Raw genomic sequence first — 17,396 nt, forward strand, 5'->3', positions numbered from 1 at the left:
CCAGTGTCCCGATACGCCGACAGGCGCCCCCGGGTATCCCGGAAGCGCCTGCCGTGGACGATGCGACCGAATCAGGCCTCGGTCTTCGCCTCGGCGCTCTCCTCGCCCCCGGCGGAGGCCGGAGCCCCGGCCTCGGCGCCCTCGGACGACTCGGCGCTCTCCTCGCCGACTCCGGCCTCGACCTCCTCGTCGGCCACCACGACCTCGGGCAGGGTCGCCTCGAGCTGCTCGGCAGTCGGAGCGGCGGTCACCGCGGCGACCGGGGTCTCCGGGTCGGTGGCGAGCTCGACGCCCGCCGGCAGCTCGACGTCGGCGGCGGTGACCTGGTTGCCGGCCTCCATGCCCTCGATCGAGGCCTCCAGGTGGTCCGGCACCTTGGTGGCGTCGGCGGTCACCGAGAGGGTGTCGTGCTCGTGCACGATCAGGGTGTCCCTGGCGGCCTCACCGGTCAGGTGGACCGGGACCTCGACGGTGACCTTCTCGCCACGACGGACCAGCAGCAGGTCGACGTGCTCGAAGGTGTCCTTGATCGGGTCACGCTGGATCGCCTTCGGCAACGCCAGCACCTGGGTGCCGTCGCTGACCTCGATCGCGAAGAGCTGGTTGGCGCCGCCCTTACGGATCGCGGCGGCGAACTCGCGGGCGGGCAGCGCGATGTGCTTGGGCTTCTCGCCGTGGCCGTACAGCACGGCGGGCACCTTGCCGGCCCGGCGGGTACGACGGGCACCACCCTTGCCGAACTCGGTACGGGGCTCGGCGCTGATCTTTACCTCGGACACGGGGAAACTCCTGATGCTTTCGCTGCGGCGGCTTGTCGTCTGGCGGTGCTGGGCGAGGGGCTCGCTTGGGGCTCATGCGTCATGAACGCCTGCCCGGAGCACCGCGTCGATGACGGTGCCTCCGTACAGGCGCTTCTCAGCGGCCCGCCGGGCACCCTCGCCGTGGCAACCGCACTAGTCTACCCGAGCGGATTCCGAGGTTTCCGGCAGTCCCCTTATCACCGCTCCCGCCGGCGTGCAGCCTGACGGAAACGGTGATGGGGGGACGTCTCGGGCGCGGCCGTCGGCAGCGCTCGCGCCACCGCCGCCCGCGGCGTCGGTGGCCTCGCCCGCCGCGGTCAGCAGCTCAGCTCAGGCCACCGAAGAGGGTGGTCACCGACCCGTCGTCGAAGACCTCGCGGATCGCCCGCGCCAGCAGCGGCGCGATCGACAGCACGGTGAGCTTGTCGAGCTGCTTCTCCGGCGGCAGCGGCAGCGTGTTGGTCACCACGACCTCGCTGATCGGGCTGTTCTTCAGCCGCTCGGTCGCCGGGTCCGACAGCAGCGCGTGGGTGGAGGCGACCACGATCTCCGCCGCGCCCGACTCCTTGAGGATGTCGGCGGCCTTGGTGATCGTGCCACCGGTGTCGATCATGTCGTCGACGATCAGGCAGACCCGACCCTCGACCTCACCGACCACCCGGTTCGCCACCACCTGGTTCGGCTTCAGCGGGTCCCGGGTCTTGTGGATGAACGCCAGCGGGCAGCCGCCCAGCCGGTCGGTCCACCGCTCCGCCACCCGCACCCGGCCCGAGTCCGGCGCCACCACCGTCATCGGGCGGCCGGCGTACTTGCGCTCCACGTACTCGGCCAGCACGTCCATCGCGAAGAGGTGGTCCACCGGGCCGTCGAAGAAGCCCTGAATCTGCGCGGTGTGCAGGTCTACCGTGAGGATCCGGTTCGCCCCCGCCGTCTTCATCAGGTCGGCCACCAGGCGGGCCGAGATCGGCTCCCGGCCGCGGTGCTTCTTGTCCTGCCGGGAGTACGGGTAGAACGGCAGCACCACGGTGATCCGCTTGGCCGAACCGCGCTTCAGCGCGTCGATCATGATCAGGGTCTCCATGACCCAGGTGTTGACCCCGTGCGTGACGGACTGCACCACGAAGGCGTCCGAACCACGCACCGAGTCCTTGTACCGTACGAAGATCTCGCCGTTGGCGAACTCGTACGCGTCGGAAGGCGTCGGCGCGACGCCGAGCACCTCACCGATCTCCTTGGCCAGCTCCGGAAAGGCACGTCCGGAGAAGAGCATCAGGCTCTTGCGGTTTTCGGCGACGATGCTGCCCATGGGCCCGTCTGCTCCCGTTGGTCGGTGGTTCCCGGCGGCGGTGTGGGGCCGGGGACTATTCGGTTGCAGTATCCCCCGCGCCCGACGGCCGTCCCACGGTCTCGGCACCCCCGTGCAGTGGCTCACCTTCGCTTGCCGCCAAGGCACCCTCCGACGCACCCTCGGCGGCGGCCTGCCGGGCCCGCTCGGCCGCCGCCGCGGAGACCGTGCCCGGCCGCTTCCGGGCCACCCAACCCTCGATGTTGCGCTGCGGCGCCCGGGTCACCCCCAGCGCGCCCGGCGGCACGTCCTGGGCGATCGCGCTCCCCGCCGCGACGTACGCCCCGGCGCCCACCTCGACCGGCGCGATCAGGCTGGTGTCACAGCCGACGAAGGCTCCCTCGCCGACCGTGGTCCGGTGCTTGTTCACCCCGTCGTAGTTCACGAAGATCGTCGCCGCGCCGATGTTCGCCTTCGCCCCGATCGTCGCGTCACCGACGTACGACAGGTGCGGCACCTTCGCGCCCGCGCCGAGCTCGGAGTTCTTCACCTCGACGAAGGTGCCGACCTTCGAGTTCTCGGCCAGCCGCGCGGCCGGCCGCAGGTACGCGTACGGGCCGACGCTGGCGCCCGCGCCCACCTCGGCGCTCACCGCGTGGCTGCGCAGCACGGTCGCCGCCGGGCCGACCACCGTGTCGATCAGCGTCACGTCCGGCCCGACCACCGCCTCGGCGCCCACCACGGTGCTGCCGCGCAGCTGGGTGTTCTGGTCGATCACCGCGTCCCGCTCGACGGTCGCGGTCACGTCGATCCAGGTCGTCTCCGGGTCCAGGATGCTCACCCCGGTCCGCATCCAGCCCTCGTTGACCCGGTCGCGGAGCAGCTGGCGCAGCCCGGCCAGCTCCACCCGGTCGTTGCAGCCCAGCGTCTCCACGTGGTCGGCGGCCACGTGCACGCCGACCGGCTCACCGGCCGAGACGAGCAGGCCGAAGACGTCGGTGAGGTACTCCTCGCCCTGGTCGTTGTCGGTGGAGAGCTTGCCAAGCGCGTTTCGCAGCCGGACCACGTCGAAGGCGTAGATCCCGGCGTTGATCTCCCGCAGCGCACGCTGCGCCGGGGTGGCGTCCCGCTCCTCGACGATCTGCTCGAGCCGGCCCGCGGCGTCGCGCACGATCCGGCCCAGACCGGTCGGGTCCGGCACCTCGGCGGCCAGCACGGTCGCCGCCGCGCCCTCGCCCTCGTGCGCCTCGACCAGCGCGGCCACCGTCTCCGCGCGCAACAGCGGCACGTCACCGTTGATCACCACCACGGTGCCGGAGGCCTCCGGCACCGCCTCCAGCGCGATCCGCACGGCGTGGCCGGTGCCGAGCTGCTGGGCCTGCAGCACCGGGATCGCTTCGGGAGCGATCTCGGTCAGGTGGGCGCGGACCTGCTCGGCACCGTGCCCGACCACCACGACGGTGCGGTCCGCGGCCAGTGGCGCGGCCGCGGCCAGCACGTGGCCGAGGAGGGTACGACCGAGCAACGGGTGCAGCACCTTGGGCAGCGCCGACTTCATCCGCTTTCCCTCACCGGCGGCGAGCACGACGACGGTTCGAAGGTGGGGCTGGGGCACGACGTGGCTCCCGTCGGGAAGGCGACAGTCTCGCCGCCATGCTAACCAGACTGTCTGGGCACTTCGCCCCATACCCCGACTGATGGGGTGGACATCAGAGAAGGCTCGGCCGCCAGGGTTCGAACCTGAAACACGGGTACCAAAGACCCGGGTGTTGCCAATTACACCACGGCCGACTGTGACGCAAGACAGCTTAGCGCTCGCCTCGCAACGGCCCCACCCCTATGTGCTCGCATCGTCGAGCCCTCGGACCAGGCCCTCGAATGCGCGCGACGCCGCGCGGCCATCGTCGCTGTCGAGCGGGATGTGCTTCACCCACTGGTAGGCGGTTGACTTCGAAACCCCGAGCCTCCCGCCTGTCCCCGTGCGTTCGGTTGGACCGGCGAGCTGGTCGCACGGCACCGAACCGGGCGATGTCCGACGCGGCCACCTGACAGTATGGCCGGGTGACCGACACAGACGGGCACGACGGCAGGAACATCCCACTACAGGGCGTCACCGAGCGCCGGCGAGGTGACGACATGACGGAGGCCCCGGGCGGGGGGAACAGCGGCGGACGGCGCCGGGCGGTGCCGGCGGCGGCCGCGAAGCCGACCTCGCGGGTACGGATGTCGGCCGCTCAGCGGCGCGAGCAGCTGATCTCGATCGGTCGGCAGATCTTCGCCGAGAAGGGCTTCGACGCGACCTCCATCGAAGAGGTGGCGTCCCGCGCCAAGGTCTCCAAGCCGGTGGTCTACGAGCACTTCGGCGGCAAGGAGGGGCTCTACGCGGTGGTGGTCGACCGTGAGGTGCGGGCCCTGCTGGACCGGATCACCACCGCCCTGACCGCCGGGCATCCGCGGGAGCTGCTGGAGCAGGCGGCGATGGCCCTGCTGGGCTACATCGAGGAGGAGACCAGCGGGTTCCGCGTGCTGGTCCGGGAGTCGCCGCTGATGTCCGCGACGGGCAACTTCAGCAGCGTGATGAACGACGTCGGGCACCAGGTGGAGCACATCCTGGGCGCCGAGTTCTCCAGCCGGGGGTACGACCCGAAGCTGGCCGAGCTCTACTCGCAGGCCCTGGTGGGGATGGTGGCGTTGACCGGCCGCTGGTGGCTGGAGGTGCGCAAACCCCGCAAGGAGACGGTGGCCGCGCACCTGGTCAACCTGGCCTGGAACGGGCTGTCGCACCTGGAGGCGCAGCCGGGCCTGATAACCGCCCGCAAGCGGCCCTGAGTCGCGAGCGGGCCCGATCCGGGGTCAGCGGGTGCCGGCCTCCGAGATCGGGTGGCGACGGTTCATCCGCTCCGCCTCGGCGTGCTCGTGGCTGCCGATCTTGTCGTAGAGCCCGGTGGCGAGCAGGAGCAGCCCGAAGATCAGCGAGACGATCACCGTGGACATCGAGAAGTTGAGGAAGTTCGCGCCGGTCTGCAGCACGGACATCATGGCGATGCCGGTGACCAGAAAGACCACCCCGGCGGTCAGGTTCATGTAGTGGCCGAGGTTGCCGCGGCGTGAGGCGCCGATGATCAACACGATCCCGAAGACCACCGACACCAGCGAGAACGCCAGGTTGGTACGGAGCCCGAGGACCCAGTTGCTGCTCCGGCCGAAAAGCGGATCGCCCCAGGTCTGGACGACGCCCCAGACGCCGAAGACGAGGATGTAGAGCCCGACGAGTCCGGCGAAGACCCGGTAGAGCGGACGCGCCGGGTGGTTCACCGGAAAATGCGCCATGACCCCTCCGTCCCAGTAGGAGCAATTCAGGAGAATTGTCACCCGAACAAGGAGCGGATGTCGGTCAAACGCCAAGGCCCGGCGCGGAGCCGGGCCACGACGAAAGATGTCCCACCCCGCCCGGCCAGCAAGGCCACAGACGGAGCGGGACCACGACAGGTTCTCGCCGGAGCCCGACCCGTGGAGGGACCAGGCCCGACCGCCCGGGGCGGCTCGGGCTCCGGTGAAAACCAACAAGCGCGATCAGAGGACGAGACGAGCCTTCTGCCAGGCGTCCTGCTCCTCGTCGGTGCCGACCTTGCCGTACATGCCGACCATCAGCAGGACGAGGCTGAGGGTCATCAGCACGATGATCGTCATGATGTTGAAGTTGGCGATGTTGGCGTCGGTCCGCACGAAGGCCAGCCCGGCCAGGCTGATCACCATGATGGTGTACGCCAACCACTGGTTGATCGCCACGTCGAGGTTGCGGCCGATCACGGTGCCGGCCAGCACGGCGATGCCGAGCAGCACGGAGAGCAGCGAGAATCCGAGGTTGGTCCCCTGGCCGAGGATCTTGGTGTCATCCTGGGCGAGCATGTCGTTGCCGACGCTCACGATGATGCCGAGCGCACCGAAGACCACCAGGTACAGACCGACGAGCCCGCCGATCGCCCGGTAGACCGGCCGCGCGGGGTGGTTGACGGGGGTGTGGGCCATGACTGTGTCTCCAACGCCGTTCGGATGAGAGGTCGACGACGATTGTCCCGCACGGCGAGATGTGGCGTCGCACACGGGGGCCGTCGTGTGGTCGGAGCCCGGCCGACGGCGGTCAGACCGGCGGGATCTCGTCGGCCAGGGCCAGCCAGCTCTCCTCGGTCCGCTCCCGTTCGGCACGCAGCTCCTTGAGCTGAGCGTCGAGTTCGGCGACCCTGGCGTAGTCGGTGGCGTGCGTGGCGAGCTGGTCGAGCAGCGCGGTCTCCTTCTGCTCCAGCTTGCCGATCTGGCGTTCCAGCCGGGTCAGTTCCTTGCGGGCCTGCCGGGCCTCGGCGGCGGACATGCCGGTCGCGGCCGGGGCGCCCGGCGCGGCCGTGGGGGCCGCCGCGGTGCGCGCCGGCTCGGCCCCGCCGGCCCGCGACAGGTACTCGTCGACGCCGCCGGGCAGATGCACCAGCCGGCCGTCGCCGAACATCCCGTACACCGACTCGGTGACCCGCTCGATCAGGTACCGGTCGTGGCTGGCCACGATGACCGTGCCGGGCCAGGAGTCGAGCAGGTCCTCCAGCGCGGCGAGGGTGTCGGTGTCCAGGTCGTTGGTGGGCTCGTCGAAGAGGAGCACGTTCGGCTCGCCGGCGAGCAGCCGGAGCATCTGCAGCCGGCGGCGCTCCCCACCGGAGAGGTCGCTGACCGGGGTCCAGAGCCGCCGGTCGTCGAAGCCGAAGACCTCGGCGAGCTGGGCGGCGGAGACCTCCCGGTCGCCGAGCTGCACCCGGCGGGCGACCTCCTCGACGGCTTCGAGGACCCGCAGGTGGCCGGGGAGTTCGGCCAGTTCCTGGGAGAGGAAGGCCGGCTTGACGGTCGAGCCGGTGGCGAACCGGCCGCCGTCGGGGCGGGTCAACCCGGCCAGCATCCGCAGCAGGGTGGTCTTGCCTGCGCCGTTGCGGCCGAGGATGGCGATCCGGTCGCCGGGCCCGACCTGCCAGGTGGCGCCGTGCAGGATCTCCTTCGGGCCGGCGTGCAGGGTGACGTGTTCCAGGTCGTACACCTGCTTGCCGAGTCGGGCGGTGGCGAGCCGTTGCAGCGACATGGTGTCGCGCGGCTCCGGGACGTCGGCGATCAGCGCGTTGGCGGCGTCGATCCGGAACTGGGGCTTGGACGTCCGGGCGGGCGGGCCGCGGCGCAGCCAGGCGATCTCCTTGCGGAGCAGGTTCTGCCGGCGGGCCTCGGTGGCCGCGGCGACCCGCTCGCGCTCGACGCGGGCCAGGGTCCAGGCGGCGAAGCCGCCCTCGTACGCCCGGACGGTCTGGTCGGCGACCTCGAAGGTGGTGGTGCAGACCGCGTCGAGGAACCACCGGTCGTGGGTGACCACGACCAGCGCGCCCTTGCGGCCGACCAGGTGCTTCGCCAGCCAGTCGACGCCGCCGACGTCGAGGTGGTTGGTGGGCTCGTCGAGGATCAGCAGGTCGGACTCGCGGACCAGCAGCGCGGCCAGGGCCACCCGGCGCCGCTCGCCGCCGGACATCGGGCCGACGGGCTGGTCGAGGCCGAGGTGCGGCATGCCGAGGCCGTCGAGGATGGCCCGGACGCCGGCGTCGCCGGCCCACTCGTGCTCGGCGCCCATGCTCTGGCCGAGCCAGGCGGTGCCGAGCACCACGTCCCGGACGGTGGCGTCGGGGGCGAGCGTGAGGCTCTGCGGCAGCCAGAGAACCCGCAGGTCGCGGCGGTGGGTGACCCGGCCGTCGTCCGGCTCCTCCTGCTTGGTGAACAGCCGCAGCAGGGTGGACTTGCCGGCGCCGTTGAGGCCGACCACGCCGATCCGGTCGGCGTCGTCGAGGCCGAGTGAGACGTCGGTGAGCAGCGGCCCGGCGGCGCCGTACCCCTTGGACACCCGGTCCAGGTTGACGATGTTGGCCACGACCTCACCTACCTCCCATGATCAAGGCGTCCCGGTGCCGGCGGGCACCTGGGGACGCCTGGAACCTCAAGGGTACGCGGGCGCCGGGTCAGCTGATCCGCGCACAGGCCACGGCCGATGCGCGGCGCCGGGCTCGCGGCCCGCTGTGCGGTTCACCGGCGGCTTCACTCATCGACGCTGTCGTGCAGTAACCGCTCCGCCAGCTCCGTCCGGGCGTAGAGCACCACCCGGCCGGCCCTGACCCGGTTGAGCAGGCCGGTGCGCAGCAGCACACCGAGGTGTTGGGAGACCGCGCTCGGAGTGACGTCGAGTCGCCGTGCCAGGTCGCTGGTGGAGGTCGGAGCCTCGATCGCCGCCAGCAGACCCGCCCGGGCGGCGCCGATCAGATCAACGACCGCTCCGACCGGCCGGGGCGGCGAGGTCTCCCAGAGCGTGGCGATGCCCCGCGCGGGATAGGCCACCGTCGGCGGTCGCGACGGGCTGACCGGGCTGACCGCCTGTGGCAGGAACAGGGCCGGTACCAGCCAGAGCCCCCGGCCCGCGACCGGGACGTCGTAATGCAGCGCGTGACTGACGTGCAGCCGGTACTCGCCGTCGGCGAACCGGGCCCGGCGATCCAGTTCGGCCAGCACCGCCGCGGCACCGTCCCGGGCGAGCAGCCGAGCCCGGTACAGCAGGTCGGCCTCCAGCAGGGCGCGCATGCGCGGCCAGTGCGGCTCGATCGCGAGGTGCCAGTAGAACCGGAGCGCCTCCGCGATGACGGGGGGTGCCATGACTGGCGGCAGCGGGTGCCGGCCGTAGACGGTACGAAAATCGGCCACGGCCGACGCGGTGGGCGTCTCCTGCACCCGCCGCAGCTCTTCGGCGAAGTCAGGAAGCGGCGTCTCCGGCCGCGGGGTCAGAAAATCCGGCAGCCAGCCGCGGTCGGGACTGAGCAGCCCGTCGAGGGCCGCGAGCCGGTCTCGCGGAGCCTCGGCGAGCGCCGCCCGGGTCCGCCGGATCCAGGGCAGATGCAGGACGTACCGTTCCGGCCAGCGCAGCGCCCAGAGGCTGGTGACCGTCTCCAACAGCGGCGAATACGCGAACCGCGTGTCAGCGAGGTCGTTGACACCGAGTCGGTAAGTGATCATTAAGCGATATACTAAAACTCTGGCGACCCCCGGGGCGGCCAGGATGGGCTCAACGCATGTCTCTCGTCGTACACCAGGTGACCCGTCCGCTCGGCACGCCCACTTTCGACCAGTTCGCCTACCTCGAGGTACCCACGCCCGTGCCCGGCACCGGCGAGGCGCTGGTGGAGAACCTCTACCTTTCGGTCGACCCGTACATGCGGGAAGCCATGAATGAGGACGAGCTGGGGACGCCCATGGAGGGCCGGTCCATCGGGCGGGTGGTCCGTTCCGCCGCCTCCGGCCTTGACGTCGACCATCTGGTCTTCCATCGCCAGGGCTGGCGCAGCCACGCCATCGTGACCCCGTCGGACGTCCGGGTCCTTCCCGAGCTGCCGGGCGTACCCCTCACCGCCTACCTGGGGGTCCTCGGCGGGACAGGGCTCTCGGCGTACGCGGGGTTGACCCAAGTCGCCCGCCTGCAACCCGGCGAGACGGTCTTCGTCTCGGCGGCGGCCGGCGCGGTCGGCGGCGCGGTCGGCCAGTTCGCCCGTCAGCTCGGGGCGGAACGGGTCATCGGCAGCACCGGAACCGCGGCCAAGGCCGCACACCTGCTCACCAACCTGGGTTTCGACGCCGCGGTCGACTACACCGCAGGGGACCTGACCGCTCAACTGGCCGCCGCGGCGCTCGGCGGCGTTGACGTCTACTTCGACAACGTCGGTGGAAGCCACCTTGAGGCGGCCATCGACGTGTTACGCGACCACGGCCGGATCGCCTGGTGCGGGGCGGTGGCACAGTACAACGCTCTCACCGCGCCGGCCGCCCCACGCAACCTCTTCACCATCGTCGCCAAGCAGCTACGACTGGAGGGGTTCCTGGTCCGGGACTACCAGCACCTGCAACCGGAGCTGGAGAAGTTCGTCGTACCGCGGCTGCGCGACGGACGGATCGTGGTGGACGAGACGGTCGTCGACGGCCTGACGAACATGGTCGACGCCTTCCTGTCGATGTTGAGTGGCGGCAACACCGGCAAGATGCTCATCCGGCTCTGACTGTGCGGCCGCGGCACGCTGGCTGTGCGGCCGCGGCACGCTGGCTCGGGTCAGCTGATCCGGGCGCCAGCCACCGGCCCGTGTGCGACACGGGCCTCCCGGCACACCTCGGCGGCCTCCAACTCGGCGGCGATCCGGCCGGCGTGCGCCTCGTCGGTGGCGAGGAAGACGCAGGTCGGGCCGGAGCCGGAGACGATCCCGGCGAGCGCGCCGGCCGTCTCCCCGGCCTTGAGGGTGTCGGCCAGGGCGGGGCGCATGGCCAGGGCGGCGTCCTGGAGGTCGTTGCCGAGGGTGGCGGCGAGCACCCGGGGGTCGCGCTGGCGCAGCGCGGCGAGCAGGGCGTCGGTGCTGCCCAGCGGCTCGCCGGCGGTGCCGGCGTCACGGAGCCGGTCCAGTTCCCGATAGGCGGCCGGGGTGGAGAGGCCGCCGTCGGCGACGGCGACCACCCAGTGCCAGGAGGTGGGGCGGGCCAGCACCGGGCTGACCGCCTCGCCCCGGCCGGTGCCGAGCGCGGTGCCGCCGTAGATCAGGAACGGCACGTCGGAGCCGAGGTCGGCGGCGATCCCCGCCAACTCGTCGCGGGACAGCCCGGTGCCCCAGAGCGCGTCGCAGGCGACCAGGGCGGCCGCCGCGTCGGCGCTGCCGCCGGCCAGCCCGCCGGCGAGCGGGATCTGCTTGCGCAGGTGCAGCCGGGCGTGCGGCAGGACGCCGGCGTACCCGGCGAGCGCGTGGGCGGCCCGGATCACCAGGTTGGAGTCGTCCAGGGCCAGCTCGCCGGTGCCCTCGCCCTCCATGGTCAGGGCGAGCGTGTCGCCCCGGCGGGCGGTGAGCTCGTCGTAGATGGAGATCGCGTGGTAGACGGTGTTCAGCTCGTGGTAACCGTCGTGCCGCAGCGGCCCCACCCCGAGGTGCAGGTTGACCTTCGCGGGCACCCGGACCTTGACCGGTCCGCTGGCCCCGCGTCGCTCGTCCTCGTCGTCCGGTCGCCAGGCCTCGGTCACTGGGTGGTGTCCCGGACAGGCAGCCGGATGTCGAACGGCTTCTCCACGATCAGCTCCTCGGCGGAGTCGGCGGCCGGTCCGTACCGGCCGTCAACCGGGTCGTACGCGTACCCGTGCGGGTGCCCGCGGCGGGCACGGCGCCAGCCTACTGTGCGGCGGGCGTGGCGGCCGGGGCCGACGCGGCGATGGCGGCGAACTGCTCGACGGTGAGTGACTCCCCGCGGGCACCAGGGTCGACGAGGGCGGCGGTGAGCGCGGCGGCGGCCCGGTCGGCGCCGCCGGCCCAGCCGGCGAGCGCGGCGCGCAGGGTCTTGCGGCGCTGCGCGAACGCGGCGTCGACCACGGCGAAGACCGCCTCCCGGGTGACGTCGTCGCGGGGCGGTTCGCGGCGGGTGAAGGCGACCAGGCCGGAGTCGACGTTCGGCACCGGCCAGAACACGTTCGGTGGCACCCGGCCGGCGGCCCGGGCCCGCGCGTACCAGGCCAGCTTGACCGAGGGGATGCCGTACACCTTGGAGCCGGGACCGGCGACGAGCCGGTCGGCGACCTCCTTCTGCACCATCACCAGGCCCTGCCGGAGGGTGGGCAACTCGGCGAGCAGGTGCAGCACCACCGGCACGGCGACGTTGTAGGGCAGGTTCGCCACCAGCGCGGTGGGCGCCGGGTCGGCCAGCTCGGCGGCGTGGACCCGCAGCGCGTCGGCCCGGTGCACGGTGAGCCGGGCGGCGTCCGGGCCGGCGTGCCGGGCGGCGGTCTCCGGCAGCGCCCCGGCCAGCGTGGGGTCGATCTCGACGGCGTGCACGTGCGCGGCGACCGGCAGCAGGGCCAGCGTCAGCGAACCCAGGCCCGGGCCGACCTCCAGCGCCACGTCGTCCGGGGCGAGCCCGGCGGCGGTGACGATCCGGCGGACGGTGTTCGGATCGTGCACGAAGTTCTGGCCGAGCCTCTTGGTGGGGTTCACGCCGAGGCGCGCGGCGAGTTCCCGGATCTCCGCCGGGCCGAGGAGTCCGGTCACGCCCCGTAGCGTAGCGGCGGCGTCCGGCTCGCTCACCACGGGCCGAAGACCCGGTCGCCGGTGGCGGAGATGGCGGCGCAGAGTTCGTCGAGGTCGGCGCCGGTGGTCGCGGCCAGCGACCGGACCGTCAGCGGGATCAGGTACGACGCGTTCGGCCGGCCGCGGTGCGGCATCGGGGTCAGGTACGGCGCGTCGGTCTCCACCAGGATCTGGTCGATCGGGGTGAGCGCGGCGGCCTCGCGCAGCGCGGCGGCGCTGCCGAAGGTGACCGTGCCGGCGAAGCTGAGCAGGTAGCCCCGGCGCACGCACTCGGCGGCGAACCCGGCGTCGCCGGAGAAGCAGTGCAGCACCACCGTGTCGGGGGCGCCCTCGTCGTCGAGGATGCGCAGCACGTCGGCGTGCGCGTCCCGGTCGTGGATGACCAGCGCCTTGCCGTACCGCTTGGCGATGGCGATGTGCGTCCGGAAGCTCTCCTCCTGGACAGCGCGCCCCTCGTCGCCGGTACGGAAGAAGTCCATCCCGGTCTCGCCGACGCCGCGGACCCGGTCCCGGCCGGCGAGCGCCTCGATCTCGCGCAGCGCCTCGTCCAGGTCGGCCAGCCGGGGCGCCTCGTTCGGGTGCAGCGCGACGGTGGCCAGCACCGCAGGGTACTTCTCGGCCACGTCCGCGCCCCAGCGGGAGGAGTCGACGTCGACGCCGACCTGGACCAGCCGGTCCACGCCGACGGCGGCGGCCACCTCGATCGCGGCGGCGACCGGGTCGTCGGCGGGGCCGCCGCCGGGCACCCCGGCCTCGCTGACCGTGATGTCGAGGTGGGTGTGGCTGTCCAGCACGGGGCGGGGCAGCGCCTCCGGCGCGGGCGGGAACTCCCCGGCCCGGCGGGCGGCACGCTGCTTGCGGGTTCCGGTCGGCTCACTCATCCCGGCCAGCATCACACACCAGCACCGGGCCACGTTTCCGGGTCGCCATCGACTGTTCACCAGTTCGGCATGCGGGCCGCTTAGCGTCACGGGAGTGAGCGTCACCCCTCAGGCCAGCGGCGCCGCGTCCGAACGGACCGGGCTGCACGTGACGTACGACGGTGCGGTGTACCCGGCGGAGGAGCTCGCCCGGGGCGCGGCCTACGAGCTGTTCAGCGCCGACGAGGTGGTCGGGTTCCAGTGGTCGCCCCGTCCCGGCACGATGCAGCCGTGGCGGAAGTTCGTGCACGCCACCGAGGTGACCGCGGTGCACGGCGCGCCGGAGCCGGCCGAGGAGCCGGAGGCGCCGCTGATGGTGCCGCTGCACCGGGACCGGGGCTGGCCGCACGTGCACCAGGCCAGCCAGCAGCCGACGGCGGCCGGTGACCCGGCGCTCACGGCGGTGCGCGGCTCGGCGGTGATCCGGCGCGGCACCCGCATGGTCAAGGTGCTCTCCGCCCGGCAGCTCGCCGGGTACGTGCGGGGCTGGCTGCCGCACGGCTTCTGCTACCGCGAGCACGACGTGGCCCACCTGCGGACGCCGGCGGCACTGGCGGTGCTGCGCGGTGACGGCACGAGCGGCCGGGACGGCACCGACATCGCGTACGCGTTGCGCTGGCGGGCCGCCGACCCGGGCGACTACGACGTGCCGGCCGGCGAGGCGCACCGGGGCCTGCTGGCGTTGCCGCCGCGGGACCGGCTCGGCCCGCCGGTGCTGGGCACCGGGTTCGTGCCCAGCTCGGCGCAGCTGATCCCGGAGTTCGTCACCCGCGACTTCGCCGACCTGCCGTTGCCGGCGAACGCCACCCTGCTCGCCTACCCGGCCGAGGGCGTGGAGGTGGTGCTCTACAGCTACCAGGCGGAGCAGCGGGGCTGGCTGCGGATGGTGGGCCCACAGTGGCGGCACCTGCTGTCGGCGGTGCCGGGGCTCTCCCCCGACCAGGAGTACGTCCCGACCGGCGACGCGCCCCGCTCGACCCAGCTGGTCGGCGGCTACGGCGGCAGCGAGTACGAGGCGGTGGCCGACCTGCCCGGCGGGTTCCGGGTGCTGGCGATGACCCGGGCGGCCCGGTACCCGGTGGACTCGGTGGCCCGCCGGCTGCGGTACGCGCACTGGCGGGGCGTGCCCTGCCTGGTGCTCCGGGAGGAGGCGGGCTGGCTGCGGCTGCGGTTGTGCCGGCCGGATCCGGACGCGGTGATCGACACCGGGGCGCAGTGCCACGAACGGGGCGTCTACGAGACGTGGGCGCCGGGCACGGAGGTCACCGACGACCAGGTGGTGGACGTGCCGTACGCGCTGGCATAACGGCGGCCGGGGCGGGAAAGCGCGGGCGTCTGACGTCCATGCATCAGGAGCCCGAATGCCTTTCATCACCGTCGGCGCGGAGAACTCCGCGCCCATCGACCTGTACTACGAGGACCACGGTTCGGGTCAGCCGATCGTGCTGATTCACGGCTTCCCGTTCAACGGCGCCACCTGGGAGAAACAGGCCGGCGCGCTGCTGGAGGCCGGCTACCGGGTGATCACGTACGACCGGCGGGGTTTCGGCGCGTCCAGCCAGCCCGCGACGGGGTACGACTACGACACCTTCGCCGCCGACCTCGACATGATCATGACCGAGCTGGACCTGCGGGACACGGTGCTGGTCGGCCACTCGATGGGCACCGGTGAGGTGACCCGCTACCTGGGCACGTACGGCTCGAACCGGGTCAACCAGGCGGTGCTGCTGGCGCCGCTGGCCCCGTTCCTGCTGAAGACCGCGGACAACCCGGAGGGCGTGGACCAGAGCCTCTTCGACGGCTTCAAGCAGGCCATCCGGGCCGACCGGTTCGCCTTCCTCACCCAGTTCTGCAACAACTTCTTCAACTGGGACCAGAACAAGGGGAAGCTGGTCAGCGAGGAGGCGTACCGGGCGCACTGGAACATCGGCGCGCAGGCGTCGGCCAAGGGCACGCTGGACAGCGTGGACGCCTGGCTGACCGACTTCCGGGGTGACGTGCCGCGGATCGACGTGCCGGTGCTGATCGTGCAGGGCGACCAGGACAACGTGCTGCCGTACCCGGTGACCGGGCAGCGGTTGGCGCCGATGCTGCCCAATGGCCAGTTGGTGACGCTGAACGGCGCCCCGCACGGCACACCCTGGACGAACGCGGACGAGGTCAACCAGGCGATCATGAGCTTCATCAGGCAGCCGCGCATGGCCCGCGCCTGACCGGCGAAAACCCGACGCGGCCCCCGGAGACACCCCGGGGGCCGCGTCGACGCGGGTGCGGTCAGCCGGCCAGCCGGGCCAGCTCCTCCTCGACGATGACCGGGTCGAGTTTGCGGAAGACCGGCTTCGGCGCGGCGAGCGGCCTGCCGGCCTCCATCGGTACGGACTCCCAGCGCGCCCCGACCGTGTAGTCCCCGGTCAGCACCGGGTACGCCGGCCCGCCGTCGAGGTCCTCGACCTCCTCGATGACCGGCATCGGCGCGTGCACGCCGGTGCCGCCGAGCAGCTCGTGGATCTTCTGCGCGGAGTGCGGCAGGAACGGGGTGAGCAGTGTGTTGGCGTCGCTGACCACCTGGAGGGCGACGTGCAGAATGGTGCCCATCCGCGGCTTGTCCGCCTCGCCCTTGAGCTTCCACGGGGCCTGCTCGGAGAGGTACCGGTTGGCCTCGGCGACCACCCGCATCGCCTCGCCGATGGCCTGCTTCTGCCGGTGCTTGGCGATCAGGTCGCCGACCGTGGCGAAGCCGGCCCGTGCGGTGGCGAGCAGCGCCTCGTCGGCCTCGGTGAGCCCGGCCGGGTCGACCGGCGGGATCGCGCCGAAGTTCTTCGCCGCCATCGAGACGGACCGGTTCACCAGGTTGCCCCAGCCGGCGACCAGCTCGTCGTTGTTGCGGCGGAGGAACTCGGCCCAGGTGAAGTCGGTGTCGTTGCTTTCCGGCCCGGCGGCGGCGATGAAGTAGCGCAGCGCGTCGGCGTCGTACCGCTCCAGGAAGTCCCGGACGTAGATGACCACCTTGCGGGACGAGGAGAACTTCCGCCCCTCCATGGTCAGGTACTCGCTGGAGACCACCTCCGTGGGGAGGTTGAGCCGGCCCAGCTCGCCCGGCTCGCCGTCGCGCCCGCCCTCGCCGGAGTAGCCGGAGAGCAGCGCCGGCCAGATCACCGAGTGGAAGACGATGTTGTCCTTGCCCATGAAGTAGTAGCCGCGGGCGTCCTTGCCCTCGCCATCGGCGGACCACCACCTGCGCCAGGCCTCCGGGTCGCCGGTGCGGCGGGCCCACTCGATGGAGGCGGACAGGTAGCCGATCACCGCGTCGAACCAGACGTAGATCCGCTTGTCGCCCCGGTCGCGCCAGCCGTCGAGCGGGATCGGCACGCCCCACTCCAGGTCCCGGGTGATGGCCCGGGGCTGCAGGTCGTCGAGCAGGTTCCTCGAGAACCGCAGCACGTTGGGGCGCCAGCCCTCCCGGGTGTCCAGCCACTGCCGTAGCGCGTCGGCCAGGGCGGGCAGGTCGAGGAAGAAGTGCTCGGTCTCGACGAACTCCGGCGTCTCACCGTTGATCTTGGACTTGGGGTTGATCAGGTCGATCGGGTCGAGCTGGTTGCCGCAGTTGTCGCACTGGTCGCCGCGGGCGCTGTCGTAGCCGCAGATCGGGCAGGTGCCCTCGATGTAGCGGTCGGGCAGTGTCCGGCCGGTGGACGGGGAGATCGCGCCGGTGGTGACCTTGGGGACGATGTAGCCGTTGCGGTGCAGCCCCACGAAGAGTTCCTGGACCACCGCGTAGTGGTTGCGGGTGGTGGTGCGGGTGAACAGGTCGTACGACAGCCCGAGCGCCCGCAGGTCCTCGGCGATCACCCGGTTGTACCGGTCGGCCAGCTCGCGCGGGGTGACCCCCTCGGTGTCGGCCTGCACCTGGATCGGCGTGCCGTGCTCGTCGGTGCCCGAGACCATGAGCACGTCGTGACCGGCCATCCGCATGTACCGGGAGAAGACGTCGGAGGGAACGCCGAATCCGGATACGTGGCCGATGTGGCGCGGGCCGTTGGCGTAGGGCCAGGCGACCGCGGCGAGAACGTGACTCATGACCAGCAAGCCTAGTGACCGGCTCCGGGTGCCCGCGAACCAATAGGCCTCCCCGGCCCGGCGGATCCGAATCGAGCCGTTCGTCCGATTTGCCGCCGACGCGCGGCCTGAGCTGCCCGGGCCTTCCGACGGCGCGGTGTCCAATGACTGT

At 72.0% G+C, this 17,396-nt stretch carries 15 protein-coding genes and 1 tRNA gene; 4 read left to right on the top strand and 12 right to left on the bottom strand.

What is annotated here, in order from left to right:
- Positions 1-71 precede the first annotated feature (71 nt).
- The 4 genes from ACLQ2U_RS08685 to ACLQ2U_RS08700 all read right to left on the bottom strand — a co-directional run bounded on the left by ACLQ2U_RS08685 (position 72) and on the right by ACLQ2U_RS08700 (position 3,876).
- Positions 72-779 (bottom strand): 50S ribosomal protein L25/general stress protein Ctc, encoded by a 708-nt coding sequence (locus ACLQ2U_RS08685; protein WP_425750027.1) that lies wholly within the window; start codon positions 777-779, stop codon positions 72-74.
- 346 nt (positions 780-1,125) lie between these two features.
- Positions 1,126-2,106: a ribose-phosphate diphosphokinase gene (locus ACLQ2U_RS08690; protein ID WP_425750028.1), complete on the bottom strand. Its 981-nt coding sequence runs from the start codon at positions 2,104-2,106 to the stop codon at positions 1,126-1,128.
- Between the two features lie 55 nt (positions 2,107-2,161).
- Complete coding sequence (gene glmU, locus ACLQ2U_RS08695; RefSeq protein ID WP_425750029.1) at positions 2,162-3,700, bottom strand: bifunctional UDP-N-acetylglucosamine diphosphorylase/glucosamine-1-phosphate N-acetyltransferase GlmU; 1,539 nt, start codon at positions 3,698-3,700, stop codon at positions 2,162-2,164.
- A 104-nt stretch (positions 3,701-3,804) separates the two neighbouring features.
- Positions 3,805-3,876, bottom strand: a tRNA-Gln gene (locus tag ACLQ2U_RS08700).
- 345 nt (positions 3,877-4,221) lie between these two features.
- On the opposite strand from ACLQ2U_RS08700, the gene ACLQ2U_RS08705 reads away from it, so the two are divergent.
- Positions 4,222-4,914 carry a TetR family transcriptional regulator gene (locus ACLQ2U_RS08705; protein ID WP_425750030.1) on the top strand — a complete coding sequence of 231 codons (693 nt, stop codon included), beginning with the start codon at positions 4,222-4,224 and terminating at the stop codon, positions 4,912-4,914.
- 24 nt (positions 4,915-4,938) lie between these two features.
- On the opposite strand, the gene ACLQ2U_RS08710 is transcribed toward ACLQ2U_RS08705, so the two are convergent.
- From ACLQ2U_RS08710 to ACLQ2U_RS08725, 4 genes are all read right to left on the bottom strand, one after another.
- The gene (locus ACLQ2U_RS08710) at positions 4,939-5,415 is read right to left on the bottom strand and encodes a DUF4383 domain-containing protein (protein WP_425750031.1); all 477 of its coding nucleotides are present in this window, start codon (positions 5,413-5,415) and stop codon (positions 4,939-4,941) included.
- 243 nt (positions 5,416-5,658) lie between these two features.
- Entirely contained in the window at positions 5,659-6,114 is a 456-nt protein-coding gene (locus ACLQ2U_RS08715; RefSeq protein ID WP_425750032.1) for a DUF4383 domain-containing protein, read from the bottom strand.
- Between the two features lie 112 nt (positions 6,115-6,226).
- Positions 6,227-8,029 carry an ABC-F family ATP-binding cassette domain-containing protein gene (locus tag ACLQ2U_RS08720; RefSeq protein ID WP_425750033.1) on the bottom strand — a complete coding sequence of 601 codons (1,803 nt, stop codon included), beginning with the start codon at positions 8,027-8,029 and terminating at the stop codon, positions 6,227-6,229.
- A 164-nt stretch (positions 8,030-8,193) separates the two neighbouring features.
- On the bottom strand, positions 8,194-9,159 hold the full coding sequence (locus ACLQ2U_RS08725) for a helix-turn-helix domain-containing protein (protein WP_425750034.1): 966 nt from the start codon (positions 9,157-9,159) through the stop codon (positions 8,194-8,196).
- Positions 9,160-9,215: 56 nt separating this feature from the next.
- Between ACLQ2U_RS08725 and ACLQ2U_RS08730 the strand changes: the two genes are divergently transcribed.
- Positions 9,216-10,193 carry an NADP-dependent oxidoreductase gene (locus ACLQ2U_RS08730; protein ID WP_425750035.1) on the top strand — a complete coding sequence of 326 codons (978 nt, stop codon included), beginning with the start codon at positions 9,216-9,218 and terminating at the stop codon, positions 10,191-10,193.
- 50 nt (positions 10,194-10,243) lie between these two features.
- Here the strand turns inward: ACLQ2U_RS08730 and ACLQ2U_RS08735 are convergent, their stop codons facing one another.
- The 3 genes from ACLQ2U_RS08735 to ACLQ2U_RS08745 all read right to left on the bottom strand — a co-directional run bounded on the left by ACLQ2U_RS08735 (position 10,244) and on the right by ACLQ2U_RS08745 (position 13,141).
- Complete coding sequence (locus ACLQ2U_RS08735; RefSeq protein WP_425750036.1) at positions 10,244-11,194, bottom strand: 4-(cytidine 5'-diphospho)-2-C-methyl-D-erythritol kinase; 951 nt, start codon at positions 11,192-11,194, stop codon at positions 10,244-10,246.
- A gap of 145 nt (positions 11,195-11,339) precedes the next feature.
- A complete protein-coding gene (gene rsmA, locus ACLQ2U_RS08740) occupies positions 11,340-12,209 on the bottom strand; it encodes a 16S rRNA (adenine(1518)-N(6)/adenine(1519)-N(6))-dimethyltransferase RsmA (RefSeq protein ID WP_425750037.1) in 870 nt (289 codons plus the stop codon).
- A 32-nt stretch (positions 12,210-12,241) separates the two neighbouring features.
- Positions 12,242-13,141, bottom strand: coding sequence for a TatD family hydrolase (locus tag ACLQ2U_RS08745; protein ID WP_425750038.1), 900 nt, complete (start codon positions 13,139-13,141; stop codon positions 12,242-12,244).
- An 82-nt stretch (positions 13,142-13,223) separates the two neighbouring features.
- Between ACLQ2U_RS08745 and ACLQ2U_RS08750 the strand changes: the two genes are divergently transcribed.
- Both ACLQ2U_RS08750 and ACLQ2U_RS08755 read left to right on the top strand, forming a co-directional pair.
- Positions 13,224-14,474, top strand: a complete 1,251-nt coding sequence (locus ACLQ2U_RS08750) for a hypothetical protein (protein WP_425750039.1) — start codon at positions 13,224-13,226, stop codon at positions 14,472-14,474.
- A 55-nt stretch (positions 14,475-14,529) separates the two neighbouring features.
- Positions 14,530-15,381, top strand: a complete 852-nt coding sequence (locus ACLQ2U_RS08755) for an alpha/beta fold hydrolase (protein ID WP_425750040.1) — start codon at positions 14,530-14,532, stop codon at positions 15,379-15,381.
- Between the two features lie 61 nt (positions 15,382-15,442).
- On the opposite strand, the gene metG is transcribed toward ACLQ2U_RS08755, so the two are convergent.
- Complete coding sequence (gene metG / locus ACLQ2U_RS08760; RefSeq protein WP_425750041.1) at positions 15,443-17,245, bottom strand: methionine--tRNA ligase; 1,803 nt, start codon at positions 17,243-17,245, stop codon at positions 15,443-15,445.
- Positions 17,246-17,396: the final 151 nt, after the last annotated feature.

Origin of the sequence: Micromonospora sp. DT47, from assembly GCF_049844475.1 — a bacterium.
GTDB lineage: Bacteria > Actinomycetota > Actinomycetes > Mycobacteriales > Micromonosporaceae > Micromonospora.